At 70.9% G+C, this 26396-nt stretch carries 23 protein-coding genes and 1 riboswitch; of the genes, 5 read left to right on the forward strand and 18 right to left on the reverse strand.

Annotated elements, in window-relative coordinates:
• Positions 1-50: 50 nt before the first annotated feature.
• Positions 51-151, reverse strand: a riboswitch (glycine riboswitch).
• A gap of 21 nt (positions 152-172) precedes the next feature.
• From J5V16_RS05460 to J5V16_RS05520, 13 genes are all read right to left on the reverse strand, one after another.
• Positions 173-730, reverse strand: coding sequence for a MerR family transcriptional regulator (locus tag J5V16_RS05460; protein WP_208495042.1), 558 nt, complete (start codon positions 728-730; stop codon positions 173-175).
• 98 nt (positions 731-828) lie between these two features.
• The gene (locus J5V16_RS05465; RefSeq protein ID WP_208495043.1) at positions 829-1299 is read right to left on the reverse strand and encodes a bifunctional nuclease family protein; all 471 of its coding nucleotides are present in this window, start codon (positions 1297-1299) and stop codon (positions 829-831) included.
• Between the two features lie 128 nt (positions 1300-1427).
• Complete coding sequence (locus J5V16_RS05470; RefSeq protein ID WP_208495044.1) at positions 1428-1865, reverse strand: FHA domain-containing protein; 438 nt, start codon at positions 1863-1865, stop codon at positions 1428-1430.
• A gap of 34 nt (positions 1866-1899) precedes the next feature.
• A complete protein-coding gene (gene gcvH, locus J5V16_RS05475; RefSeq protein ID WP_307792867.1) occupies positions 1900-2277 on the reverse strand; it encodes a glycine cleavage system protein GcvH in 378 nt (125 codons plus the stop codon).
• Between the two features lie 118 nt (positions 2278-2395).
• Positions 2396-3004, reverse strand: a complete 609-nt coding sequence (locus tag J5V16_RS05480; RefSeq protein ID WP_208495045.1) for a CDP-alcohol phosphatidyltransferase family protein — start codon at positions 3002-3004, stop codon at positions 2396-2398.
• A gap of 344 nt (positions 3005-3348) precedes the next feature.
• Positions 3349-3951, reverse strand: coding sequence for a DUF624 domain-containing protein (locus J5V16_RS05485; protein ID WP_208495046.1), 603 nt, complete (start codon positions 3949-3951; stop codon positions 3349-3351).
• Positions 3952-3961: 10 nt separating this feature from the next.
• Entirely contained in the window at positions 3962-4852 is an 891-nt protein-coding gene (locus J5V16_RS05490) for a carbohydrate ABC transporter permease (RefSeq protein WP_208495047.1), read from the reverse strand.
• A complete protein-coding gene (locus J5V16_RS24235; protein ID WP_408612379.1) occupies positions 4849-5847 on the reverse strand; it encodes a carbohydrate ABC transporter permease in 999 nt (332 codons plus the stop codon). Before J5V16_RS24235 ends, J5V16_RS05490 begins: the two co-directional genes overlap by 4 nt.
• Positions 5848-5925: 78 nt before the next feature.
• A complete protein-coding gene (locus J5V16_RS05500; protein WP_208495049.1) occupies positions 5926-7221 on the reverse strand; it encodes an ABC transporter substrate-binding protein in 1296 nt (431 codons plus the stop codon).
• 83 nt (positions 7222-7304) lie between these two features.
• Positions 7305-8762, reverse strand: coding sequence for a rhamnulokinase (locus J5V16_RS05505; RefSeq protein WP_307792868.1), 1458 nt, complete (start codon positions 8760-8762; stop codon positions 7305-7307).
• Entirely contained in the window at positions 8759-10783 is a 2025-nt protein-coding gene (locus J5V16_RS05510) for a bifunctional aldolase/short-chain dehydrogenase (RefSeq protein WP_307792869.1), read from the reverse strand. Before J5V16_RS05510 ends, J5V16_RS05505 begins: the two co-directional genes overlap by 4 nt.
• 2 nt (positions 10784-10785) lie before the next feature.
• A complete protein-coding gene (gene rhaI / locus J5V16_RS05515; protein ID WP_208495051.1) occupies positions 10786-11955 on the reverse strand; it encodes an L-rhamnose isomerase in 1170 nt (389 codons plus the stop codon).
• Complete coding sequence (locus tag J5V16_RS05520; protein ID WP_408612380.1) at positions 11952-12326, reverse strand: L-rhamnose mutarotase; 375 nt, start codon at positions 12324-12326, stop codon at positions 11952-11954. Before J5V16_RS05520 ends, rhaI begins: the two co-directional genes overlap by 4 nt.
• A 308-nt stretch (positions 12327-12634) precedes the next feature.
• Between J5V16_RS05520 and J5V16_RS05525 the strand changes: the two genes are divergently transcribed.
• Complete coding sequence (locus tag J5V16_RS05525) at positions 12635-13642, forward strand: LacI family DNA-binding transcriptional regulator (RefSeq protein WP_208495053.1); 1008 nt, start codon at positions 12635-12637, stop codon at positions 13640-13642.
• A 143-nt stretch (positions 13643-13785) separates the two neighbouring features.
• Positions 13786-15291 (forward strand): arabinosylfuranosidase ArfA, encoded by a 1506-nt coding sequence (arfA, locus tag J5V16_RS05530; protein ID WP_208495054.1) that lies wholly within the window; start codon positions 13786-13788, stop codon positions 15289-15291.
• Positions 15292-15347: 56 nt separating this feature from the next.
• On the opposite strand, the gene J5V16_RS05535 is transcribed toward arfA, so the two are convergent.
• The 5 genes from J5V16_RS05535 to J5V16_RS05555 form a co-directional block, all read right to left on the reverse strand.
• Positions 15348-16421: a 3-deoxy-7-phosphoheptulonate synthase gene (locus tag J5V16_RS05535; RefSeq protein WP_208495055.1), complete on the reverse strand. Its 1074-nt coding sequence runs from the start codon at positions 16419-16421 to the stop codon at positions 15348-15350.
• Between the two features lie 255 nt (positions 16422-16676).
• Entirely contained in the window at positions 16677-17309 is a 633-nt protein-coding gene (locus J5V16_RS05540) for a maleylpyruvate isomerase N-terminal domain-containing protein (protein ID WP_208495056.1), read from the reverse strand.
• 12 nt (positions 17310-17321) lie between these two features.
• A complete protein-coding gene (locus tag J5V16_RS05545) occupies positions 17322-18287 on the reverse strand; it encodes a coiled-coil domain-containing protein (RefSeq protein WP_208495057.1) in 966 nt (321 codons plus the stop codon).
• Positions 18288-18347: 60 nt separating this feature from the next.
• On the reverse strand, positions 18348-19127 hold the full coding sequence (locus J5V16_RS05550; protein WP_208495058.1) for an exodeoxyribonuclease III: 780 nt from the start codon (positions 19125-19127) through the stop codon (positions 18348-18350).
• Between the two features lie 55 nt (positions 19128-19182).
• The gene (locus tag J5V16_RS05555; protein WP_208495059.1) at positions 19183-21462 is read right to left on the reverse strand and encodes a hypothetical protein; all 2280 of its coding nucleotides are present in this window, start codon (positions 21460-21462) and stop codon (positions 19183-19185) included.
• Between the two features lie 113 nt (positions 21463-21575).
• Here J5V16_RS05555 and J5V16_RS05560 point away from each other — a divergent pair, with 113 nt between their 5' ends.
• The 3 genes from J5V16_RS05560 (at position 21576) to J5V16_RS05570 (ending at position 26396) form a co-directional block, all read left to right on the forward strand.
• Complete coding sequence (locus J5V16_RS05560) at positions 21576-22388, forward strand: exodeoxyribonuclease III (RefSeq protein WP_208495060.1); 813 nt, start codon at positions 21576-21578, stop codon at positions 22386-22388.
• 43 nt (positions 22389-22431) lie between these two features.
• Positions 22432-25287: a DEAD/DEAH box helicase gene (locus J5V16_RS05565; RefSeq protein WP_408612370.1), complete on the forward strand. Its 2856-nt coding sequence runs from the start codon at positions 22432-22434 to the stop codon at positions 25285-25287.
• Positions 25288-25349: 62 nt separating this feature from the next.
• Positions 25350-26396: a hypothetical protein gene (locus tag J5V16_RS05570; protein WP_208495062.1), complete on the forward strand. Its 1047-nt coding sequence runs from the start codon at positions 25350-25352 to the stop codon at positions 26394-26396.

Consider the following 26396-nt stretch of genomic DNA (forward strand, 5'->3'; position numbering starts at 1 on the left):
GATGCGGTCCCCTCGTCTGTCACCTGCGCGTGTGCCGGCTCCAGAGCGGCCAATTCCGGGCGGTCCTGGTACCTGAGAGTTTGAAGCGAGGGACTTGCCCCTTCGGTGCCGTGGAGCGCATGTGGCCCACGATCTCTCCCGCCCGGTTTTCCGGCTCTGCGGCCATGGTAGGTCAGGAGGCGGTGCGTCGGCGACCGGGCACGGTCCCGGTGTGGTGCGCTTGGGTCTGCTCGGGCGGGTGGAGGCGGGTGGGGGCTTTGACGGGGGCTTCGCCGGGGAGGGTGGCGAGGCGTCCCATGACTTCGGTGACGGTGGTGCGCACGGCGATGCCGAAGACGCCTTGGCCGCCGCGGAGGAGGTCGATGACCTCGCCGGCGGAGCGGCATTCGTAGACGGTGGAGCCGTCGGACATGAGGGTGATCTCGGCGAGGTCTTTGACGCCGCGGGAGCGGAGGGCCTCGACGGCTTTGCGGATGTTCTGGAGGGAGACGCCGGCGTCGAGGAGGCGTTTGATGACTTTGAGGACGATGATGTCGCGGAAGGAGTAGAGGCGGTTGGAGCCCGAGCCCGAGGCGCGGCGGATGGAGGGTTCGACGAGGCCGGTGCGGGCCCAGTAGTCGAGTTGGCGGTAGGAGATGCCGACGACGCGGCAGGCGGCGGTGCCCCTCCAGCCGCGGATCTGGTTGGGGGGGACGGCCGGGCGGCCTGCGGGTTCACTGTGGGCGTCCATGGCTTCCTCCCCTGTTGCCGGTGATGCAGCCGAGCGTAACCGCCGGACCCTCCACCATGGGCTGAACGAGAGAAAACCTCGGCAGGTCGCCGGGGTCGCTACTGGCTTTCGCCGAAGTCCTCGGGCGTGACGTCTTCGAGGAATTCGCGGAACTTCTCCACTTCGTCCTCTTGGGTGTCGGGGAGGACGACGCCGGCTTCGTCGAGGACGGCGTCGGCGCACCAGATGGGAGCTTCGGCGCGCAGGGCGAGGGCGATGGCGTCGGAGGAGCGGGAGGAGACGCGGGTGCGGCCGTCGAGGACGAGTTCGGCGAAGTAGACGGTGTCGCGCAGTTCGGTGATCTCGACGGCGGTGAGGGTGACGTCGAGGGCGTCGAGGACGTCGCGCATGAGGTCGTGGGTGAGGGGGCGGGAGAGCTGCACGTCCTGCTGCTGGTAGGCGATGGCGGCGGCTTCGACGGTGCCGATCCAGATGGGCAGGTACCGGTGGCCTTCGGCCTCTTTGAGCAGGACCACCGGCTGGTTGCTCGGGAGTTCCACGCGGACCCCGACTACGGTCATCATCCGCACCGGTACGCCTCCATCGGGTGCCGTGACTGGAACGGACCCGCGCCGGGGCGGCCCCGGGCGGGTCCTCGAGACTGTTCAGCCTACTCGTGGTCGGCGGCCGCGGGGCGGTCGCCGGGGGTTCGAGCGGGTTAGGCCGCGGCCAGCTTGGGGCCGCTGACGAACACGAGGCGGAATTTGCCGATCTGGACCTCGTCGCCGTTGCCGAGGCCTGCGGTCTCCACGCGTTCGCGGTTGACGTAGGTGCCGTTGAGGCTGCCGACGTCGCGGACGGTGAATCCGTTCGCGTCGCGGTGGAATTCGGCGTGGCGCCGCGAGACGGTCACGTCATCGAGGAAGATATCGGAATCGGGATGCCGCCCGGAGGTGGTGACCTCCTGGTTGAGCAGGAAGCGCGCACCCGCGTTCGGGCCGCGCCTGACCAGCAGCAAAGCGGTTCCCGCGGGAAGCGAGCTCGCCAGGTTCGCGGCGTTCGTCTCCGCGTCGACCTCGCCGCTCTCCTGGAGCGCCGACAGGTTCATCGTGGCCGTAACATCCGGCGGAGGGAACTCGTCATTCGAACGCGTCATGGATTGCCACCTTCTACAAGTCTGGACCCTCTGGTCACTCCGTAAGCTTCGCATACGCACCGGCGTCGAGCAAAGCAGCGAGCGAGCCGGCATCCTCGACTTCGATGTCGAACATCCAGCCCGCCGCATAGGGGTCGCTGTTCACCAATTCCGGGGATTCCGACAATTCGTCATTGCACGCAAGAATCTTACCGGTCAACGGAGCGTACACGTCGGAGACGCTCTTGGTCGACTCGACTTCGCCGACCACGTCACCGGCCCGCACCTCGGTGTTCGCCTCCGGAAGCTGCACGAAGACGACGTCGCCGAGCGCGTTCTGCGCGAAGTCGGTGATGCCGATGCGCAGGACGTTGCCTTCGCGCACCTCGACCCACTCGTGCTCCGCGGTGTAACGCAGTTGCTCCGGAATCACCTGGCGCTCCCCTCTTGGAAACCCCGCCGGGCGGCGGGTCGGACGATCATGACCGTATCGCCCGGGCGCGGGCGGCCTGCGGCGGGGCCGCGGCTCGTGATCATCGGCGCTGCGGCCGCTATGCGGCGACGCGCGGCTGCGGGCGGCCGGCGCGCAGGAGGCCGGCGGCTTGGCGCAGGTAGACGATCGCGGCGAGCCAGTACAGGCCCAGGCCCCACCAGGCGAGGGCCCAGCCGAGCGGGGCGGCCCAGGTGTCGGCGTCGGCGACGAGGCCGGCGATGACGAGCACGGGGAAGGACATGAACACCATCGCGGTGGCGCATTTGCCGAGGAAGTGCACTTGCGGGGGCGCGAAGCCGTGCCAGCGCAGGACGATGACCATGGAGACCATGACGGCGTCGCGCAGGAGGACGACGATGGCGAACAGCCACGGCAGGAGCCCCAGGAAGGTGAGCATGAGCAGTGAGCTGAGGATGTAGAGCCGGTCGACGAAGGGGTCGAGGAGGCGCCCGAGTTTGGAGACCTGGCCCAGGCGGCGGGCGAGTTGGCCGTCGACCCAGTCGGTGCCGCCGCCGACGGCGAGGATGATCGCGGCCTGCCAGTAGAACTCGGTGGCCAGGAGGAGGTAGCACACCAGCGGGATGCCGAGGAGGCGCACGGCGGTGACGAGGTTGGGCCACGTCCAGACGCCCCAACCGGGGAGCGGCGCTGCTGCTGGTTTGCTCAAGGCGGTCCTCTCGGGGGCCCGCTGCCGCGTGTGCGGCGGCGCGCCCGGGGTCGTCTCCTCTCGCCCGTCAGGTGCGGCGGGCGGTTCGTCTGCTCGTTGGAAGCGCGGTGCGTCCGGTTCGGTGGGTGTATCTGGATTCTAACCGGAGCCTCCGACACCTGTACCCCGGATTTTGGGCGCTGATGCACGGGCGGCGCATCGCACCTGACGGGGCCGTTTCGAGCGGGACCTTGCGAAACACCGTCCCCTGAGGACTAGGCGGGGGCGGGGGCGGTGCCGAAAACGTGACAGGAAACAACCCCGGCCGGTCCTCGCGGACCGGCTCGGGCGGGCGAAAGGGGCGTTCAGGCGCTGGGGCGGGCCTCCTCGTCGCGGACGGCGCGGCGGCGGCGGACGGCCACCGCGGCGCCGATGAGGCAGCCGCTCATGGGGACGACCAGGAGCCACAGCGCCCACGCGCACGCCGCGAGGACGGCGATGCCGCCCAGGAGGATGCCGGTGCCGGAGGCGTCGGTGCGGGTCTCCTCGAGCGCGCCGGCGAACAGGGCCCGCCACCGCTCCCCGGGTGTCCAGGCGGCCGCGGCCCGCAGGAGCACCGTCGCGGCCAGGCCGGCGACGATGACGGTGGCCAGGGCGAACCCGGGCCGGCCGGGGACGCCTTCCTGGGCGAGGACGGCGAGGTTGAGCGCCAGGAGCAGGCCCGCGCCGATGACGGCCAGGCCCGTCCGCCAGGAGCCGCGCCAAGCGGCCCGGAAGTCCGCCCAGTAGCCGCGCCAGCCGGTCGGGTCGCCGTCGACGTACGCGGCGATGTGCCGCGCGGCGGCGGCCAGCGCGGCCGGGAGCGTCACGACCGGCAGTGCCGCCAGGACGAGCCAGGCGCCGGTCAGCAGGCATTCGGCCAGGAGCGCGAACCCCTCGCCGAACGCCTGCCGCCGTTGCCGTGCCACGGTCGCCACGCTAGCCCTTCACGCCCGAGGTGGCGATGCCCTTGATGAGGAACTTCTGGAACACCAGGAAGAACAGGACGACCGGAACGAGCGAGAGCAGCGTCATGGCCATCATGCCGCCGTAGTTGGAGACCGCTTCGGTGTTGTTGTAGGACTGCAGCAGTCGCGGCAGCGGGAACTTCTCGATCTCGTGCAGGTAGATCAAGGGGCCCATGAAGTCGTTCCACGACCAGATGAACGTGAAGATCGACGAGGTCACGATCGCCGGGCGCAGCAGCGGCAGCATGATCGAGAAGAAGATCCGGAAGTGCCCGGCGCCGTCGATGGTCGCGGCCTGGTCGAGCTCGCGGGGGATGCCGCGCAGGAACTGGACGTACATGAACACGAAGAACGCGTCCAGGCCCAAGAACTTCCCGATGACGAGGGGGAAGATCGTGTTGACGACATCCATCTCGGAGAAGATCAGGTACTGCGGGATGAGCATGACCTGGCCCGGCAGGAGCAAGGTCGCGATCACGACGGCGAACATCGCCTTGCGGCCGGGGAATTCGAGCCGCCCCAGCGCGTAGGCGGTGATCGAGCAGGAGGCGACGATGCCGACCACCGAGAGCGCGGCGATGACGAACGAGTTCCAGAAGAACCGCCACAGCCCGATCCCGGCCATGCCGTCGAACGCGGACGCGAAGTGCTCCCACGTGATCGACGTCGGGATCGGCGAGATGCTGGTGAGGATCTCGGCGTTCGGTTTGACCGCGGCGGTCAGGACCCAGAACGCCGGGTAGAGGACGACCACGAGGACGGCCAGAAGCGCGACGTGCCAGATCACGGATTTGACGCGAGCGGCCGGAGTGCGCCGCTTGCGCGCGATCACCCGCGGCCCGGCGGTGCTGGTGCTGGTCATCGGTTGTCCTCCCCCGCGTAGTAGACGAGGTTCTTGGCGGCGCGGAACATGACGAGCGTGACCACGCCGACGGCGAGCACGAGCACCCACGCCCACGCGGAGGCGTAGCCCATGCGCAGGTCGACGAAGGCCAGCGCGTAGATGCGGACGGTGTAGAACAGGGTCGACCAGGCCGGGCCCCCCGCGGTGCCGCCGATGATGAACGCCGGCCCGAACAGCTGGAAGGCGTGCACGGTCTCCATGAGCACATTGAAGAAGATGACCGGCGAGAGCATCGGGATCGTGATGTGCACGAACCGGTGCCATTTCCCGGCACCGTCGACTTCGGCGGCCTCATGCAGCTCCGAAGGGACCTGCAGGAGCCCGGCCATGAAGATGACCATGGGCGCGCCGAACGTCCACACCGACAACAGGACGAGCATCAGGATCGACACCGACGGGTTGCCGATGAACCCGCCGCCGTCCCAGCCGAACCAGGACATGAACTGGTCCTGGGGGCCGCCGCCGGCGAACAGGGCCTTCCAGACGATCGCGATGCCGACGCTCATGGCGATGAGCGAAGGCATGTAGAACGCCGCCCGGTAGAAGCCGATGCCCCGCCGCGACTGCGTCAGGAGCATGGCGACGGCGAGCGAGGCGATGAGCTTGAGCGGCACGGCCAAAAGGACGTACAGCAAGGTCACCTTGACGGCCCGGCCGAACATCGGGTCGTCGAACATCGCCGCGTAGTTCTCCAGGCCGATGAACTCGCCGCCGAGCAGCAGATGGTAGTCGGTGAACGAGAGGTACAGCGACCACAGCATCGGACCGACGGTGAAGACGAGCGACCCGATGATCCAGGGGGTCATGAAGGTGTAGCCGACGAGCCGCTCGCCGCGGCGGGAGGGCGGGGTGCGGCGCTTGGCCGCCCCCCGGCTCCCGCCCGCAGGCGGCGCTCCGGCCCCGGTGGCCGCGGGTGGCGCGGTCGTGGAGGGAGAAGCTGACACGGTGAGGATTCCTTCGGTGGAGCTTGCGAGCCGAAGCGGTGGCTCTGTCGATGTGCCGTGCCGGGGCGACGGCTCGGCCCGGACGGGTTACTGCTCGTTCGCCAGGAGGGTCTCGGCCTCGGTGAAGAACAGCGCGGCGGCCTCGTCCGGAGTCATCTCGCCGTACTGGACCTGCTGGTACAGCTCGCCGAACTTGACCTCGATGGCGCCGGTCGCGGCCGGCGGGGCCGGCGGCGGGGTGGTGAGGTACTGCGCGACCGAGGCCTCGTAGTCGATGACGGCCTGCGAGGCCGCATCGAGCTCGACGTTCTCCAGGCCGGTGTTGGTGGCCGGAATGCCGCGGCTGGTGCCCAGGATCTTGATCGCCTCGGGGTCGCCGAGGAGGAAGTCGACGAGCTTCGCCGAAGCCTCGGCCTGCTCCGTGGCGGCCGCGATCACGAACTGCATCGAGGGCTTGAGGTACAGGCCCAGGTTGTTCGGGTCCAGCGAGGGCGGCGCGGTGAGCGCGAGCGTCCCGCCGTTGGCCTCGACGGTCGGCGAGAAGCCGGGCATGAAGTTGTCCCAGCCGATCTCGGAGGCGAGCAGGTCCTGGACGAGCCCGCCTTCGACCCACTCGATGGTGGTCTCGACCGGCGGGACGTCCCCGGCGGCGTACAGGTCCGCCGTGGTCTGCCACCATTCGGCGAGCTTGGCCTGGTCGAACGCGATCGCCTTGCCGTCCTCGGTGTAGAACGACCCGCCCTGCTGGCGCAGCCACAGCTCCATGAAGTGGTACTGGCCGGCCCAGTCGCCGCCGCCCCACTTGCCACCGCCGAGGCCGGCGGTGACGGTGGCGATGTCGGCCTTGTAGGCGTCCCAGCTGTAGCCGGGGGCGGGGGCCGCGACACCGTGCGCCTCGAACCAGTCGGCGCGGTAGATCAGGCCGAGGGTGTTGCCCGCGGCCGGCACGGCGATGAGCGTGCCGTCCAGCTTCGCCGTCTCGAGGAACCCTTCACGGAAGTCGTCGGTCTTGACGACACCCTCGAGGGGCAGCAGCAGCCCGGAGGTGCCGAACTGGCGCAGCCGCGAGTAGTCCATCTGGAACACGTCGGGCAGGTCCTGCGACGCCATGCGCCCGGTCATGCCCTCCCAGTAGGTCGGGAAGTCGGCGAAGTTCATCTTCACCTTGATGCCGACGTTCTTCTGCTCGAAGAGCGCGACCGCCTCCTTGGTGATGTCGGCGCGCGTCTGGTCGCCCCACCATTCGAAGCTGATCTCGATCGGGTCGTCGGCGGTGCCGGCCGGGCCGTCCTCGCCGCACGCGGCAGCGGCGGCGAGGACCGCCGCGGCCGAAGCACCGGTGAGGAGTGAGCGGCGCCGGAGGCCGTGAGGGTTGCGCATCATCGTTGACTTGCTCCTTCTATATAAGAGGGGTCCCACCCGGGGGGCGGGCCTTCGGGATCTATTCGGTTCGCCGGTCGCCCGGGTCAGGCGACGGCGGCGGACGGCAACCGCGCCGCCGCTCGCACCCAGGGGTCTTGCGGCCCTCGGGGTTCGAAGCGGCGCGGACGTGCGGAGGCGCGGGCGGCGGCGCGCCGAGCGTCAGGGCCCGCCGCGATCAAGCCCAGCGCTTGGGCTTGGACGAGGGCATTGCCCAGGGCCGTGGCCTCGTCGGGACCGGCCAGCACGGTGCGGCCGGTGGCGTCGGCCGTCAACTGGCACAGCAGCGCGTTGTTCGCGCCGCCCCCGACAATGTGAACCGTCTCGACCGCCTCGCCGGTCAGGGCCTCGAGGTCGTCGAGGGCGCGCCGGTGGGCCAGCGCGAGCGAGTCGAGCACGCACGCCGCCACCGCCGCCGGCGTCTCAGGGACGGGCTGACCGGTCTCGGCGCAGTAGGCCCGGACCCGCCCGGGCATGTCGCCGGGATCGGCGAACCGGACGTCGTCAGGGTCCACGACCGAACGCAGCCGCTCGCACCGCCCGGCCCCGGCAAGGAGGTCGCCGAGGTCGACGTCAAGGCCTTGGCGGCGCCAGGTGTCGACCGACTCGCTCAGCAGCCACAGCCCGGCGACATTGCGCAGGAACCGGATCGCACCGTCCGCGCTCCGCTCGTTCGTGAACCCCGCCGCGAGCGCCTCGGGCGAGGTGATCGGAGCGTTCCGCTCGACCCCGACGAGCGACCACGTGCCGCAGGAGATGTAGGCGGCCCGGTCGCCCTCGTAAGGGACCGCCGCGACCGCCGCGGCCGTGTCATGGCTCGCCGTCGCAATGTACGCAGTGGACGGCCCCAGGCCCGTGGCGGCGGCGACCTCGGGAAGAACCGGACCAAGCACCGTACCGGTCGGGGTGATCGCGCCGAGCAGGTCGGCGCGGAAACCCGCCGCCGAGCACCACTCGTGCCCCCACGTGCCCGTGCCCTGATCGACCAGGCCGGTCGTGGACGCGTTCGTGGCCTCGCACGCGCTGGCGCCCGAGAGCCAGTACCCGATGAGGTCGGGGATGAGGAGGAGCCGGTCGGCGCGGTCGAGCGCGGCCGGGTCCTCGGCCGCGAGCTGGAACACGGTGTTGAACGGCTGGTGCTGGATACCGGTGCGCGCGAACAGGTCCGCGGGGTCGAGCGCGGCCAGGAGCCGGTCGCGGGCGGGCGCGTTGCGGGCGTCGCGGTAGCAGACGGGGTTGCCCATGAGGCGCCCGTCGGCGTCGAGGAGGCCGTAGTCGACGGCCCAGGAGTCGACGCCTACCGCGACGGCCTCGCCCACGGCCCGCAGGCCGTCGAGGATCCCCGACCACAGGCCGAGGACGTCCCAGTGGAGGCGGCCGTGGACCGGGACCGCCCGGTTGGGGAACCGGGCCGCCTCGGCGAGGCGGATCCGGTCCCCATCGACTCGGGCGGCCATGACGCGCCCGGAGGACGCGCCCAGGTCGACTGCGGCGAGGACCGTCACCGCAGGAATCCCTGCGGGTTGCCCGAGTCGACGGGGAGGTGGACGCCGGTGGTCAGGCCCAGGTCGGGGCCGACGAGCGCGTAGACGGCGTCGGCGACCGAGGACGGCAGCACTTCCTTCTTGAGGAGGGTGCGCCCGGCGTAGTACTCGCCCAGCTTCTCCTCTTCGACGCCGTAGACGGCGGCGCGGTTGGCGCCCCAGCCGGAGGCGAAGATGCCGGAGCCGCGGACGACGCCGTCGGGGTTGACGCCGTTGACGCGGATGCCGTGCTCGCCCAGTTCGGCGGCGAGGAGGCGGACCTGGTGGGCCTGGTCGGCCTTCGTGGCGGAGTAGGCGATGTTGTTGGGGCCGGCGAACACCGAGTTCTTCGACGCGATGTAGACGATGTCCCCGCCCATGCCCTGCGCCATCATCAACCGCGCCGCTTCGCGGGAGACGAGAAACGAGCCTTTCGCCATGACGTCGTGCTGCAGGTCCCAGTCCGCCGCGGTCGTCTCCAGCAGCGGCTTCGACAGCGAGAGCCCGGCGTTGTTGACGATGAGGTCGACGCCGCCGAACGCCAGCGCGGCCGCGTCCAGTGCGGCGGTGATCGCCGCTTCGTCGGTCACGTTGCAGGCCACACCGATCGCGGTGTCGGCGTTCCCGATCTCGGCCGCCGCCGCCTCGGCTTTGGCGAGGTCGAGGTCGGCGATGACGACGCACGCGCCTTCGGCCGCGAGCCGCTCGGCGGTGGCCTTGCCGATACCGCCGGCCGCGCCGGTCACGAACGCGACCCGCCCCGCGAGCGGCTTGGGCTTCGGCATCCGCTGGAGCTTGGCCTCTTCGAGGTCCCAGTACTCGATGCGGAACTTCTCCGACTCGTCGATCGGCGCATACGTCGAGATCGCCTCCGCGCCGCGCATCACGTTGATCGCGTTGACGTAGAACTCCCCCGCCACGCGCGCGGTCGGCTTGTCCGGCCCGAACGAGAACATGCCCACGCCCGGGACGAGCACGATCGCGGGGTCCGCGCCGCGCATCGCCGGAGACGCCGGCGTCGCGAACCGCTCGTAGTAGGCCCGGTAGTCCTCCCGGTACGCCGCGTGGCGCTCCCGGAGGTGGGCGATGACCTCCGCAAGCGGTTGCGCCGCAGCGGTTTCGAGCACCAGCGGCCGCACCTTCGTGCGCAGGAAATGGTCCGGGCACGACGTGCCCAAAGCCGCCAGCTCGCCCAGCCGCTCCGAAGCGAGGAAATCCAGGACGACCGGGTCGTCGGTGAAATGCCCCACCTGGCGGCGATCGGTCGAGACCAGACCCCGGATGACCGGCGCGAGCGCCGCCGCCCGCGCCGAACGCGCATCAGCGTCGAGGGGCTCGGCCACGCGCGCCCCGAACGGGGCGGCCTTGCCGCGCTCGGCGATGAACGCCTCGCACCCGCGGATGATCTCCAGCGAGTTCGCCTCGCACGCCTCGGACGTGTCGCCCCACGCGGTGATGCCGTGCCCACCGAGGATGCACCCGATCGCCTGCGGATTCGCCGCCTTGATCGCCGCGATGTCCAGGCCCAGCTGGAATCCCGGCCGACGCCAGTCCACCCACACGACCCGGTCCCCGAAGCACGCCTTCGTGAGCGCCGGGCCGTCGGCGGCCGTCGCGAACGCGATCCCCGAATCCGGGTGCAGATGGTCCACATGCGCCGCGTCGACGAGGCCGTGCATCGCCGTGTCGATCGAAGGTGCGGCCCCGCCCCGCCCGTGCAGGCAGAAGTCGAACCGCGCCACCATCGCATCCTCGGCGTCCACACCCGGATACGTGCCCGCCATGGCCCGCATCCGATCCAGCCGCAGCACCGCCAGACCCGCCGCCGTCAACGTCCCCAGGTCGCCCCCGGAACCCTTGACCCACAGCAGCTCCACCGGCTCCCCGGTCACCGGGTCGATCTCGGTGCCCTTCGCCGACGTGTTCCCGCCCGCGAAATTCGTGTTCCGCTTGTCCGCGCCCAGCCGGTTCGACCGGCCGATCAGGTCCTCGACCGCACCCACGACTACGCCCCCCAACCGGCGGCCCGGCCGCCCTGGCGGTCGGCCCGGATCTTCTCCGCATACCCCGACGCCGCGTACGCCGCCATCGGATCAGCGTCCAGACCCTGCTCCTCGCGAAGCTCCGCCAGCAGCGGGCGCACGTCGGTGTTGTAGGCGTCCATCAGGACCGCGTTGGCGCCCAAGACGTCTCCGGCGGCCTGCGCCTCGGCGAGCGCATCGGTGTCCACCAGCAGCGCCTTCGCGGTGGCCTCCTGCACGTTCATCACCGACCGGATCTGACCGGGGATCTTCGGCTCGATGTTGTGGCACTGGTCGAGCATGTACGCGATCCCCGACTCCGGGCCCACCACACCCCGCAGCGCCAGCTCGTGCATGATCCGGAACAACTGGAACGGATCCGCCGAGCCCACCATCAGATCGTCGTCGGCGTAGAACCGCGAGTTGAAGTCGAACCCGCCGAGCTTCCCCTCCCGCAGCAGCACCGCCACGATGAACTCGATGTTGGTGCCGGGGGCGTGGTGCCCGGTGTCGATCACCACCTGCGCCTTCGACCCGAGCTTGAGGCAGTGCGCGTACGCCGTCCCCCAGTCGGGGACGTCCATCGTGTAGAACGACGGCTCGAACAGCTTGTACTCCAGAAGGAGGCGCTGGTCGTCGCCGAGGCGGTCGTAGACCTCGGCGAGGACGTCGGCGAGGCGGTCCTGGCGGTCGGCGATGGAGTCCTGGCCGGGGTAGTTGGTGCCGTCGGCGAACCAGAGTTTGAGGTCCGCCGAGCCGGTGGCGTCCATGATGTCGACGCATTCGAGGAGGTGGTCGGTGGCCTTGCGGCGGACGGCGGGGTCGGGGTGGCAGACGGAGCCGAGCATGTAGTCGTCGTCTTGGAAGGTGTTGGAGTTGATGGTGCCGATGCGCACGCCGAGGTCGGCGGCGTGCGCGGCGAGGGCGGTGTAGTCGTCCACTTTGTCCCAGGGGATGTGGAGGGCGACGGATCCGGCGGCGCCGGTGTACTGGTTGACCTGGGCGGCGTCGGCGATCTTCTCGTACGGGTCGCGGGGGACGCCGTGCTGGGCGAAGACTTTGAAGCGGGTGCCGGAGTTGCCGAAGGCCCAGGAGGGCAGTTCGATGCTCTGGGCGGCGAGAATCTGCTTGGCGCTCGTGCTGCGGTCGCTCATTCGCCGGCTCCTTCGTTGGCGGCCTGGGCCAGTTGTGTCTCGAGGTTGAACACTTCGGGGAGGACGGTGAAGGCGTCGTCGGCGTTGGCGCCGCCGGTGCCTTCGAAGAAGGGGGCCATCTCGGCCTGCCAGCGGGCGTTGACTTCGCGCTCGGCCATGCCGGCGCGGGCGGCGTCGAAGTCGTCGGTCTCCAGGTAGCCCACGAGGAGTCCGTCGTCGCCGAGGAAGAGGGAGTAGTTGGTCCATCCGGTCTCGGCGAGGGCGGCGAGCATGTCGGGCCAGACGGCGGCGTGGCGTTCGCGGTACTCGTCGAGGCGGTCGGGCCGGACGCGGAGCGTGAAGCACACGCGCGCCTTGGAAGGCGCTTGCAAGCCGTTGGTCGGGGCTGCCAAGGGGTTCCTCCTCGGAAGTGTTCGCGGGGCGTGGCGGTGAGGACCGCACACATTTTTGAATCGATTCATGAAGGGATTTCGATAAGTAAAACCCTCGGGCCTCAGGTTGTCAAGGCGCGACCACGAAGAAATTCGAACACGGTTCGGTATATGCTCCTCAAGCTCCGGCTCCACCGTTGAACCGTTTCAACCGGTTGCCCGAGTGCCCACCCGCAGCGACAGCCGTCGATGCGTCGATGCGCACCCCTGCATTACCCTGGGCTCCCGATAGCATTCGTGAGGTGACGATGACCACAACCAGCATGAAGGACGTCGCGCGCGCCGCCGGCGTGTCGGTCGGGACGGTCTCCAACGTGCTCAACCGGCCCGAGGCCGTCGCCGAGGAGACCCGCTCGCGCGTGCAGGCCGCCATCGCCGAACTCGGCTACGTGCGCAACGACTCCGCCCGCCAGCTGCGGGCCGGCCGCTCGCGCACCGTCGCGGTCGTCGTGCTGGACGTGGCCAACCCGTTCTTCACCGACGTCGTGCGCGGCGCCGAGCCCCTCATCGAGTCCGCCGGCGGCGTCGTCACCGTCTGCGACTCCGGCGAGGACGTCCGCCGCGAACGCCGCCACCTCGAGATCCTCGAGGAGCAGCGCGTCCTCGGCCTGCTCATCACCCCCGTCGACGACACCTCCGCCTCCTGGATCGAACGCCTCTCCGGCCACGACATCCCCCTCGTCCTCGTCGACCGCGGCGCCGGGCGCCACCCCCACTGCTCGGTCGCCGTCGACGACGTCCACGGCGGCCGCCTCGCCGCCGGCCACCTCGCCGACCGCGGACACGCCCGCATCGCGTTCGTCGGCGGCCCCGCCTCCATCCCCCAGGTCGCCGACCGCCTCCAGGGCTGCCGCGACGTCTGCGACGAGCGCGGCATCGCCCTCGAGGTCTTCACCACCGCCGGCCTCAACTTCGCGGCCGGGCGCGAGGCCGTCGAGCAGATGCTCGGCCTCGACGAGCGCCCCACGGCCATGTTCTGCGCCAACGACCTCGTCGCACTCGGCGCCCTCCAGGCCCTGACGATGCACGGCGTCAAGGTCCCCCAGGAGTGCGCGATCATCGGCTACGACGACATCGACTTCGCCGCAGCCGCCGCGGTGCCGCTCTCCTCGATCCGCCAGCCGCGCTCGCAGCTGGGCCGCACGGCCGCGCAGCTGCTGTTCGACGAGATCGGCGAGGGCGAGGGGCACACCCATCGCAACGTGGTCTTCCAGCCCGAACTCGTCGCGCGGGCCTCGACCTCGCGGGAGCTGTAGCAGGCGTCCGGGTCGGTGACGGCCCGCTCCTGTAACGGTAAAGTTCGGGTCTGGTAGCGTCTGCGCAACAACCGGCCCGGCGCGTTCGCGCCGCCCCCCGGGCCGCCGGCGACGATGCAGATGAACCCTTCCAGGAGGCGATTATGGCCGAGCACCACTCCGCGCGCATCGAGTTCGATCCGCGCTTCACCGTCGCCGACGTGCCCGAGCGGCTGTTCGGCTCCTTCGTCGAGCACCTGGGCCGGTGCGTCTACACCGGCATCTACGAGCCCGGGCACGCGACCGCGAACGCCGACGGCCTGCGCCAGGACGTCCTCGACCTCATCGCCGAACTGGGCCCGACCATGGTCCGCTACCCGGGCGGGAACTTCGTCTCCGGCTACCGCTGGGAGGACGGCACCGGCCCCAAGGAGGACCGGCCCCGCCGCCTCGACCTCGCCTGGGGCACCACCGAGACCAACCAGTTCGGCCTCGGCGAGTTCATGAAGTTCTGCCGCGCCACCGACGTCGAGCCGAACATGGCCGTCAACCTGGGCACCCGCGGCCTGCAGGAGGCCCTGGACCTCCTCGAGTACGCCAACCACCCCGGCGGCACCTACTGGTCGGACCTGCGCCGCTCCCACGGCGACGAGGAGCCCTACGGCATCAAGCTGTGGTGCCTGGGCAACGAGATGGACGGCCCCTGGCAGATCGGCCAGAAGACCGCCCACGAGTACGGCCGCACCGCCGACCAGGTCGCCCGCTCCATGCGGTACATCGACCCCGAGCTCGACCTCGTCGCGTGCGGCTCCTCGTCCCGCGGCATGCCCGAGTTCGGTGCCTGGGAGGCCGAGGTGCTCACCCAGTCCTACGAGTCGGTCGACTACATCTCCGCCCACGCCTACTACCAGCCCCGCGACGGCGACTTCAAGTCGTTCATGGCCTCGGCCCAGGACATGGAGCTGTTCATCGACGGCGTCACCGCCACCGCCGACGCGGTCGGCGCGAAGCTCAAGAGCGACAAGAAGATCAACATCTCCTTCGACGAGTGGAACGTCTGGTACCAGGACGCGCCCACCGGCGAGCGCGACGAACCGTGGTCCGTCGCCCCCCGCCAGCTCGAGAACATCTACTCGACGATGGACGCCGTCGTCTTCGGGTCGCTGATGATCACGCTCCTGCGCCGCTGCGACCGCGTCACCGCGGCCTGCCTCGCGCAGCTGGTGAACGTGATCGCGCCGATCATGACCGAGCCCGACGGCCCGGCGTGGCGCCAGACCACGTTCTACCCCTTCGCGGAGGCCTCGAAGTTCGGGCGCGGCAAGGTGCTGCGCGTCAACGCCGCCTCGCCGCAGCTCGAGACCGAGAAGTACGGCGCGGTCGACGCACTCCACTCGGTCGCGGTGGCGAACGAGGACGGCACCTTCACGGTCTTCGCCGTCAACCGCGACCTCGAAGCGCCCCTGACGCTCGAGATCGACCTCGCCTCGCTCGGCGGCCGCACGGACCTGACCTGCTCGACGCTGACCGACGCGGACCCGGACGCGAAGAACACCCTCGCCGAGCAGGACCGGGTCGTCCCGGTCGCCAACGGCGACATCACCGTCAAGGACGGCGTCGCGTTCGTGGAACTGCCCGCGATGTCCTGGAACACCATCCGCATCGCCTAGCGCACAACGCAAACGGAAGGCCCGCAGCATGTCGCTGCGGGCCTTCCGTTGTGCTCTCAGGCGCGTGCGGTGCGGACCGCTTCGGCGAGCTCGCCCAGGAGCGCGGCGGTCTCGTCCCAGCCGACGCACGCGTCGGTGACGGACTTGCCGTAGTCGAGGGTGCCGAGCGGGCCCGGCTCCTGGCGGCCCGGCTCGATGAAGCTCTCGATCATCAGCCCGGCGACGCCCTGCTCCCCCGCCGCGATCCGCGCGGCGAGCTCGCGGACGACCTCGGCCTGGCGCACATGGTCCTTGCCGGAGTTGGCGTGGCTGGCGTCCACGACCAGCCGCTGCGGCATGCCGTGCTTGGCCAACAGCGCCAGCGCGTCGCGAATGTCCTCAGGGCTGTAGTTGGGGCCGCCGCGGCCGCCGCGCAGAATGATGTGGCAGTCGGGGTTGCCGCTGGTGGAGACGATGGAGGCACGCCCGTCCTCGTCGACACCGAAGAACACGTGGTCCCCGGCCGCGGCCCGGCAGCCGTCGATCGCCGAGGCCAGGTCGCCGTCAGTGGTGTTCTTGAACCCCACCGGCATCGACAGGCCCGACGCGAGCTGGCGGTGGACCTGGGACTCGGTGGTGCGGGCCCCGATCGCGCCCCACGAGACGGCGTCGGCGATGTGCTGCGGGCTGGTGGGCTCGAGGAACTCGCACCCGACCGGCAGGCCCGTGTCGAGAACGTCGAGCAGGACGCGGCGGGCGGTGCGCAGACCCAGCTCGACGTCGTGCGTGCCGTCCAGGTGCGGGTCGTTGATGAGGCCCTTCCAGCCGACCGTGGTGCGGGGCTTCTCGAAGTACACGCGCATGACGACCATGAGCGCGTCCGACAGCGGCGCCGCAGCGGCCGCGAGGCGCTGCGCGTAGTCCTTCGCGGCGGCCGGGTCGTGGACCGAGCAGGGACCGACGACCACGAGAAGGCGGTCGTCGGTGCCGTCGAGGACGTGCGTGACCTCGCGGCGGGTGCGCTCGACGAGCGCGGCGCGGTCGGCCCCGAGCGGCAGCTCGGCGCGGAGGGCGGCCGGGGCGACGAGCGGCTGGAACGCGGTGACGCGCAGGTCGCTGGTCTGCGGTGAGCGATCGGCGGGCGTGGTCATCGGAGTGCGGTTCCCATCTGTGTTGCGAGGCGGGTCCTGTCCACTCGAGGTCTTCCCGGTGCCGGCCCGCCTGACGACGAAAGGCAGCGACTGGTGTCGCTGCCTTGTTGGCTCCGGGTGTGTTCGTCCGTCAGCGCTCGAGGCGCCGGGCTCCACCCGGAGCCGGCTTAAAGCGCCAATAGTTGCGAACAGACCAAGACATGGGGCGAACCGTAGCACACCCGCGCGGCGGGCCGCCACGGCCCGGGGCGGGTGTCACAGGGCGCTGATCGACGCCGGGGCGCGCTCGGCTCGCGCGAGGGCGCGCACCAGGCTCGCCTGCCCGTGGCGCTTCGCGGCCAGGCGCGCCAGGATGCACGTCGCGATTTCGAACGTCTCGGGCGCGAACTCGGGTGTGGCAACGCCGACGGATACGGCGAGGTCGTCGGCATGCACGACCAGTTCGAGGATGCGGGTGCGCAGGAAGTCGCCGAGCGGCGTCGCATACGGCCAGCGCGGGTTGCCCGAGACCGTGCCGGGAGGGTTACCGGGAAGGAGCCGTTCCAAGGCTTCCAGGGCCGCGACGGCTTCGGCCAGGACGGGGCCGTGTCCCGCCTCCGCGGCGCGTTCACCGCCATCCCTGATGCCGGTGTTGTAGTCGTTGTCGATGTCGGCGGCGAGCCAGGCGGCCCGGTCGTAATGCTCGTACAGGCCGATGACCTCCTTGCCGGCGTGGTCGGCCGCGAGCGCGGCCGTGACAGAGGTGACCTGCTGGGAAAGGTGGGTGGCGAGGCCGCCCACGGTGAATCCTGCCAGGGCCGAAGGTTCGGCCCAGCGCCCTGCGACCGACTCGTGGGCGAGCAGGGAGAGTCCGGTGCGGGCCGCGCTCAGGTAGCGCTCACGGATCATGGCCTGACTTCCTTAGCGCATGGAGACGTGGACGTGGTTGGTGTGGTCGGAGGCGGGGTCGCCGCCGGCGCCGGAGTAGGAGCGCCACCCCGACGAGGGCGACCAGAACTCGCGGTACCAGATCACGTATTCGACGCCGAGCGAGTCGGCGTTGTTGACGTACCAGGCGGCGAGCTGGTCGCCGTAGGTCTTGTCGTCGCCGGACGCGTCCTCGTTCTGGAACCCGGACTCGTCGGCGGCCCAGTCGCAGGCGCGGCCCAGCGGGTGCTCGCCGGATCCGCCGGAGCGGTAGCAGGAGACGTAGTGGTCGAAGCCGGCCTCTTTCGTCTCGTTGTACATGTGCAGGGTCCGCGGGGTGAGGCAGCCGTCGGTGGTGGGGTCGTCCTCGGTGCAGCCGCCGCCGTCGCCGCCGTAGCCTTCGGCGGCGGGCGCGCCCCCGTCCGAGCCGGGCCCGGCGGCCTCCTCGGCGCGCAACTCCTCGAGCTGCTCTTCGAGGTCTTCGGCGGCCTTCTCGGCGTCGGCGAGGGCGTCTTCGGCGGTCTTGATCTCGTCGGCGTGCGCCTGGCGCTGGGCTTCGAGCTCGTCGAGGAGCGCCCCGGCCTCGTTCATGAGCGCGGCGCGCTCGCCGCCGAGGAACCCCGAGTAGGTCATGGCATCGACCAGGTCGCGGGTGTCCTCGGAGGAGAGGATCGCGTTGGTCTGCTGGAGGTCGCCCTCGGTGTGGAGGTAGACGGCGTACTCGTTGAGTTCGGCGGTGAGCTCGTTGAACTGCGCCTCGGTCTCGGTGATGCGCGTCTCGAGTTCGGCGGCGCGGGCGTTGGCGGCGTCGACGGCCTCCTGGGCGTCGGCGACCTTGTCGATGGCCTCGGCCAGGTCGGATTCGAGGGTCTTCTCGTCGGGTTCGGCCGAGGCCGGCACCGGGAAGAACGCCACGAGGGCGGCGAGGACCACGACGGGGAGGATCTGCTTGCTGCGCACGGGTGGAGGTCTACTTCCGGAGGGTCGGGTCGCCGCCCCGGCGTGGGCGGCGGCCGGGGTTTACAGGTCGAAGTCGACCACGAGGGGGGCGTGGTCGGAGGCGCCTTTGCCTTTGCGTTCGTTGCGGTCGACGTACGCGTCCTTGACGGCCGCCGTGAAAGCGGGGTTGGCCAGGGCGAGGTCGATGCGCAGGCCGCGGTTCTTGGGGAAGTCGAGGTTGCGGTAGTCCCAGAACGTGAACGGCTGGTCGTACTTGAGGGGGCGCGGGTAGACGTCGGCGAGGCCGGCGGCCTGGACGGCGGCCAGCGCGTCGCGCTCGTCCTTCGTGATGTGGGTGGTGCCCGGCCAGGCGTCGACGTCCCAGACGTCGGCGTCGGTGGGGCAGATGTTGTAGTCGCCGAGGGCGGCGAAGGGGAGGCTGCCGGCGGCGTTGACGGCGACGTCGTCCGCGAGGGCCTTGAGGAAGGCGAGCTTGTACGGGAAGTGCGGGTCGGCGACGTCGCGGCCGTTGGGGACGTACAGCGACTGGACGCGCACGGGCCCGCAGGTGGCGGTGATGGCGCGCGGTTCGACCTCGTCGCCGAAGGCGGGCTGGTCGGCGAGGCCGCGGCGCACGTCCGCGATGCCTACCCGCGAGAGGATCGCGACGCCGTTCCAGCGGCCCAGGCCCCACGCGGCGGTCTCGTACCCGGCGGCGCTGATCGCATCGATCGGCACGTCCGCGTCCGCGCATTTGAGCTCTTGGAGGCAGACCACGTCCGGCTCGGCGGTCTCGAGCCAGGCGATGAGCCTTTCGAGGCGGGCTTTGAGCGAGTTGATGTTCCACGTGGCCACGCGCATGGGCCTCACCCTACCCGCCGCCGGTCCCGGGGTGGCCGGACCCGGGGTGCGCCGGTCAGTTTCCGCTGGTGGGGGCGGTTGCGACAGGGTCCGGTGTGGCCGGTTCGGCACGTTCGGTGCGCGGCCCGACCGCGACGGCGAGGAGCCCGAATCCGAGCGCGGTGCAGAACCCGGTGACGGCGATCCCGGAGTCGTTGACGACCGCGCCGACGACGGCGACGGTCGTCAGGCCGATGACGGCGGCCGCGACCTCGGTGGAGCGGATCGGCGCCCGCTTGCGCCAGATCACGATCGCGCCGATGAGCGCGGCCAGGGAGATCCACGTCAAAGGCCGCCCGATGGTGCCGATGGCGGCGTCGGCCTTGCGGATCAGGATGTTCATCGCGGTCCCGTCGAGGACGGAGCCGACGAACCGGCCCAGGTGCGTCTGGTCCTCCTGCGGGCGCAGGTAGTCGAGGAACCCGCCGACGGCGAACACCGCGAACGCGATCCCGCCGGCCACGACCACGGCCTTGACCGTCAGGCGGCGGCCCCACAGCTTCCAGCAGCACAGGATGCCCGCCGCCACGAGCGTCAAAGTGCCGCCCATGTCGCGGCCCAGGTTCGGGGCGCCCACGATCACCACCGCGCACACGCCGATCGCGATCGGCCCCCACACCCGGGCGCGGCCGCGCCACGGCAGGAACGCCACGAGCAGGACCACCGCCGCGGCGAAGACGGCGAACGCGTAGTTGCCCAGGCCCGTGAACCGGGCGCCCGCCTGCGCGGTGTACCCCATCGGGGTGTGCAGCGGCCAGGTCGCGCCCGACACCTGGTCGACCGCGATCAGCAGCGCCGCGGCGCCCGCGATCACCCACACCGGCCGCGCGCCCTGCCGCGTCCACGGCAGCGACGCCGCCGCGGTGAGCACCGCGACGCCCGCGGCGATGATCGCCCAGAACGCCAGCGGCGGGTCGTCCGCCCGCCACCAGTGCGGGATGCCGGCCGCGACGCCCGCGACCGGGATCGACGCGACCGCCAGGCACACCGCCCGCGCCAGGCCCCGGAACCGGTCCGGCCCGCACAGCAGCCACACGGCCGCCGCCACACCGAGCACGCCCAGGCCCGACAGGACCGAATAGAACACGAAGCTCACCGAGATGACCGCCTGCGACGCCGCCGTCTCGTCGATGCCCTGCGCGACCGCCGAACCGCTCGTCCGCCCCGCATCGGGCAGGACCTGGATCGGCGCGCCCGCCACCGTCGCCGGCACGTCGGCGCCGACCGCATCCAGCGCCGTCGCCGTCACGTCCACCAACTGGACGTACCCGTCGCGGCCGGTCGTGGCCGACGTCAGCTCGCCCGTCTCGACGCCCGCCCCTTCGTACAGGACCGGGTGGAGCGCCGAGGGCGCCGACGCATCGGCGACGCCCGCGACCAGCAGCCGCCAGTCCTCGGGCAGCGCCGCCCGGACTTCGCCCACGGCCGCGTCGGCCGCACCGGCGGCCCGCTCGCGCACCGCGTCCGGCTCGGGCTCGATCTCGCCGGCGTCGACCTCGCCCGACGGGTCGTCGGAGCCGACCCCGACGTCGTCCTGCCCGAGCTGGTCGTAGTCGGTGCTCGTATCGGGGGCCTCATCGGCCGCATCGCCCACGACCACACCGGGATCGACGATCACCACGTCGCACGCGGCCATCGCCGCGCCCAGCGCGCCCAGATCCGGCGCCCAGAACGCGATCCGGCCCTCGGTGTCGGCCGCCGCCAGCGCCGCGCCGTCGCCGATGCCGGCCACGCACGCCCCCGGGTCGGGCTCGACGACCGGCTCCCCCGCCGCCTCGGCCTCAACGGCCGCGGCCTCTTCCTCGACGGCCATGGTCGCCAGGGCGTCGGCGAGCGAACCCAGCCGCGCCCCGTAGTTGAACGACTCGTTCGCCTCGACGAGGGCGTCCCAGCCTTCGGCCGTCCAGCCCCCGCCGTCCTCGGCCGGGGCCGGCAGCTGCGACTGCGCCGCGCACTGCGCGTCCCGCGGCGCCGCGCCACCGGCGCGCTCGCCCGCGCCCAGGCTCAACCAGCCCGCCTCCGGGCACGTCCACGACCCGATGGTGCGCACGCTCATCGACGCCGACGCCCCCGAGCCGGCCATCGCCCACAGGTTCGGCGTCACCGCTTCGTCGATGTCGGTCCACGCCAGGCCCGGCACGCCGACGACGACGATCCCCGCGACGTCGTCCTCGTTCTCGGCCGCAGCGGCCGCGGGAGGCACCGCCAGCACCGCGCAGACCACCGCCAGCGCGGCCGCGAACCACCGCACCAACGCACCGCCTCCGCGCACCCGCACGCCCGCCTCCCAAGTCATGCCAGCAGTCTATGGGGTCCCCGCGCCACCGCCCGCTCCCTACCGTCAGACCTGCGCCACACACCGTCGCGCCGCGTCCGGCCGAGCCTGCCCGCCCGCGTTAGGCTGGCCCGATGCGCACCATCGCCACCGCGAACGTCAACGGGATCCGAGCCGCCGCCAAGAAGGGCGTCATCCCCTGGCTCGAACAGACCCAAGCGGACGTGGTGCTCCTCCAGGAAGTGCGCGCCGCCCACGACCAGATCCCCGCCGAAGTCCTCGAAGCCGGCGGCTGGCACTGGCATGTCGCTCCTTCGATCGTCGCCAAAGGACGCGCCGGCGTGGCCGTCCTGACCCGGGGCGAACCTGAGGCCGTCCGCACGGGCTTCGACGGTTTCAGCGGTGCCGTCGAGTTCGACGACCACGGCCGTTATGCGGAGGTCGACCTTCCGGGCCTCACCGTCGCGAGCCTCTACCTCCCTTCGGGCGAGACCGACACGCCCCGCCAGGTGGAGAAGGAACGCTTCATGACGGTCTTCGCCGCCTACCTCGCCCACGCCGCCCAGAAGGCCCAGGCGAGCGGCCGCGAGCTCCTCGTCTGCGGCGACTGGAACATCGCCCACGCCGAAGCCGACCTCAAGAACTGGAAGTCGAACAAGAAGACCGCGGGCTTCCTCCCGAACGAACGCGCGTGGCTCACCGACCTCTACGCCACCGGCACCTTCGTCGACGTCGTCCGCGCCCTCAACCCCGGCGTCGACGGCCCCTACTCCTGGTGGTCCTACCGCGGCCGCGCCTTCGACAACGACGCCGGCTGGCGCATCGACCTCCACGTCGCCACCGCCGGCCTCGCCGCGAAAGCCACCAAGGCCTGGGTCGACCGCGCCCCCGCGCATGACCAGCGCTGGTCCGACCACGCCCCCGTCCTCGTCACGTACGACCACTAGGACCAGGACCCGCCTGGCCGACCGGCCGGGCGGGCGGGCACCATTGAACCCCGTGAGCCTCATCGACTACCTGCCGTCCTCGAACACGCCCGAACCCGACGACGTCTACACCGCCTTCGCGCAATGGGCCGAAGACGCCGGGATCGTCCTCTACGAGCACCAGGAAGAGGCCCTCCTGGCCATCTGCACCGGCCAGAACACCATCATCGCCACCCCCACCGGCTCGGGCAAGTCCCTCATCGCGGCCGCCGCGCACTTCAACGCCCTCGCCAACCAGCGCACCTCCTTCTACACCGCGCCGATCAAGGCGCTCGTGTCCGAGAAGTTCTTCGAGCTGTGCGAGCAGTTCGGGCACGAGAACGTCGGCATGCTCACCGGCGACGCCGCCGTCAACCCCGACGCGCCGCTCGTCTGCTGCACCGCCGAGATCCTCGCGAACCTCGCGCTGCGCGAAGGCGCCGACCTCGACTGCGACTCCGTCGTCGCCGACGAGTTCCACTTCTACGCCGAGCCCGACCGGGGCTGGGCCTGGCAGGTCCCCCTCCTCGAACTCCACCGCGCCCAGTTCACGCTCATGTCCGCCACCCTCGGCGACACCGAGTTCTTCCAGAAGGACCTCACCCGCCGCACCGGCCGCGAGACCGCCCTGATCGCCTCGGCGACCCGGCCCGTGCCGCTGCACTACGAGTACCGCAAGACCCCGCTGCACGAGACCGTCGAGAACCTCGTTGCGAACAACCGCGCCCCGGCGTACATCGTGCACTTCACGCAGGCCGCGGCCCTCGACACCGCCCAGTCGCTGTCGAGTCTCAACCTCGTGGACAAGGACGCCAAGGCCGCGATCGGCACCGCGCTCGGCGGGTTCCGGTTCACCACCAAGTTCGGCCAGACCCTCGCCCGCCTCGTGCGCTCCGGGATCGGCGTCCACCACGCCGGCATGCTCCCCAAGTACCGCCGCCTGGTCGAACGCCTCGCCCAGCAGGGCCTGCTCAAGATCATCTGCGGCACCGACACCCTCGGCGTCGGCATCAACGTGCCCATCCGCACCGTTCTCTTCACCGGCCTCACCAAGTACGACGGCCGCCGCACCCGCCGCCTGCGCGCCCGCGAGTTCCACCAGATCGCCGGCCGCGCCGGCCGCGCCGGGTTCGACACCGAGGGCTTCGTCGTCTGCGAAGCCCCCGAGCACGTCATCGAGAACGAGAAGGCCATGCAGAAGTTCGGGCTCGACCCGAAGAAGCGCAAGAAGATGGCGAAGAAGAAGCCCCCGGAGGGGTTCGTCGGCTGGTCCGACGAGACGTTCGCCGCGCTCTCCGAGGCCCCGCCCGAGCCGCTGCAGTCGCGCATGCGCATGACCCACGCGATGCTCATCAACCTCCTCGCCCGGCCCGGCAACACGTTCCAGCACGTGCGCACCCTCATCGAGGACTCCCACGCCGACCGCGCCACGCAGCTGAAGATGGCCCGCACCGCGCTCACCATCGCCCGCACCCTCCGCGACGCCGGCATCATCGTCATCGACGGCGGCAAGGTCAAACTCACCGTCGACATGCCCGACCACTTCGCGCTCAACCAGCCGCTCGCACCGTTCGCCTTGGCGGCGTTGGAGCTCCTGGACACCGAGTCGGACACGTACGCGATGGACGTGGTCTCGATCGTCGAAGCGACCCTCGAAGGGCCCGGCCAGATCCTGGCCGCGCAGCGCAGCAAGGCCAAGGGCGCGGCGATCGAGGCGATGAAGGCCGACGGCCTCGACTACTACGACCGCATGAACCAGCTCGAAGACGCCGAAGTGGACTACCCGAAGCCCCTCGCCGACCTCCTCGACGAGGCGTTCAGCGCCTACCGCACGAGCCACCCGTGGGCCGCCGACTACCAGCTCGAGCCGAAGTCGATCCTCCGCGAGATCTGGGAGGGCCGCATGAGCTTCGGCGAGTACATCGGCCTGTACGGGCTCCCGCGAGCCGAGGGCCTGCTGCTGCGGTACCTCTCGAGCGCGTACAAGGCGCTCATCCAGACCCTGCCCGAGGACACCGGCGGCGAGGAGCTCGACGACCTCACCGCCTGGCTCGGCGAGACGATCCGCCAGACCGACTCCTCGCTCATCAACGAGTGGGAGCAGCTGACCAATCCGGCCGAGCAGGACGAGGACATCGACACCGGCCGCCCGGCCCGGGCGTTCACCGACAACGAGCGGGCCTTCACCATCGCCGTCCGCAACGCCGCCTTCCGCCACGTCGAACTCGCCGCCGCCGACCGCGTCGAAGCCCTCGCGGCCCTCGAGACCGGCTGGCCCGCCTCCAAATGGGACGCCGCCCTGGAACGCTACTTCCAGGCCCACGACGACATCGGCACCACCGGCGCCGCCCGCGGCAACGAGTACCTCGACATCACCAAGGAAGGCCGCACCTGGACCGTCCGCCAGACCATCGACGACCCGGCGGGCGACAAGGACTGGGCGATGCACTTCACCGTCGACCTCGACGCCTCCGACGAAACCGGCACGGTCGTCATGGCTCTTCAGGACTTCACCGACTTACGGTGGACCGGCCTGGTCATCGCATCCCGCTGGGCCGTCCCCTCCCGGGACGGTTCGGCGGTGGTGTCGCGACAGGGCCGTGGCCGAAAGCGAAGGTTGCTGTTCCAACGCAACTCGACGTCCGTGCAATGCAGGCAGATGGCCAGAGGCTTATGTCGTAGTCTGCTTACCACCATCTCGTTCACCTACACGGATTCCGTATCCCTGTACGTACCTTCAATTTTCCGCGCCGCCACCCGTACCCGCATCACCCACAAGACGAGAACACCTTCACGTTTCACGCCGAACCGGCTGCGTCCCAACCCGAACCGGGCCGGGCCTGTTGCCGACCGCGCCCCGCTCCCGCCTCTTCGTCGCTGATGCCTTGACCGCAAGCCCTACGGTGCAGCAGGCCCCGCCGCACTCGATGGCAGAATCGGCCGGTGCTCTCCGACCCGCTCCACTCCCCTGTCGGCGCGCCGCTTAGAGCGGTCGCCGCGCTGCAGCACAACACCGGGAACCAGGCCACCGGCGGGATCTGGCGCGTCGCCGGACCCGGCGGGGAGGCGATCCTCAAGCACCTCACGCCCGGCGGCGAGGGGCATGCGCATTGGCAGGCCTCGGCCGATCCGCGGCACTGGAACTTCTGGCAGCGCGAGTACCTCGCCTACACGAACGGGTTCGCCGCCGCGTACGGCCGCGACGGCGGCATCGGCGCCCCGGCGCTGCTCGCGGCCGGCGAGCGGCCCGACGGGAGCCGCGAGCTGTGGCTCGAGGCCGTCAACGGGATCCACGGCCGCCACTGGACCGTGCCGATGCTCGCCGACTTCGCGCGGCGCCTCGGCATCGTCCAAGCGCTGCACCGCGACGGCCCCGAGGAGCCCTGGCATTCGCGCCGGATCCTGCGCCAGTACGCGGGCCGCCGCGACTTCCCCAGCGTCCCTTGGGATCATCCGGTCGCGGCCGCGCACTGGCCGGGGGAGACCCGCGAAGGTCTGCGGTTGGTCTGGGAGCGCCGCGCCGACCTGTTCGCCGTCGCCGAGGGCCTGCCGCAGACGGTCTGCCACCTCGACGTGTGGCCCATGAACCTCGTGCAGCGCGAGGGCGGCGAACCGGTGCTGCTCGACTGGTCGTTCACCGGCCGGGGCGCGATCGGCGAAGACGTCTCGAACCTCATCGCCGACACGTTCTTCGACGGCCTCCAGCCCGTCGAGCGCCTCGCCGAGACCGAAGCGGCCGTCACCGACGCCTACCTCCGCGGGCTCGCCGAAACCGGGTACGCCGATCCGGACGGCACCCGAAAAGCCATCGCCGCCACCGGAGCCGCCAAGTACTGTTGGCTCGCCCCGGCGATGCTCACGCGCCTCGCCGCGGGCCTGCCGATCGCCAGCGCCGACTACGACGCCGCCGAGGACGCCGCGGTGCTCGAACGGCGCCGCCCGATCGTCGACATGCTCGTCCGCTGGGCCAGCACCGCCCTCGACACCTGA

Source organism: Glycomyces niveus (genome assembly GCF_017592475.1).
Classification (GTDB): Bacteria; Actinomycetota; Actinomycetes; order Mycobacteriales; family Micromonosporaceae; genus Glycomyces; species Glycomyces niveus.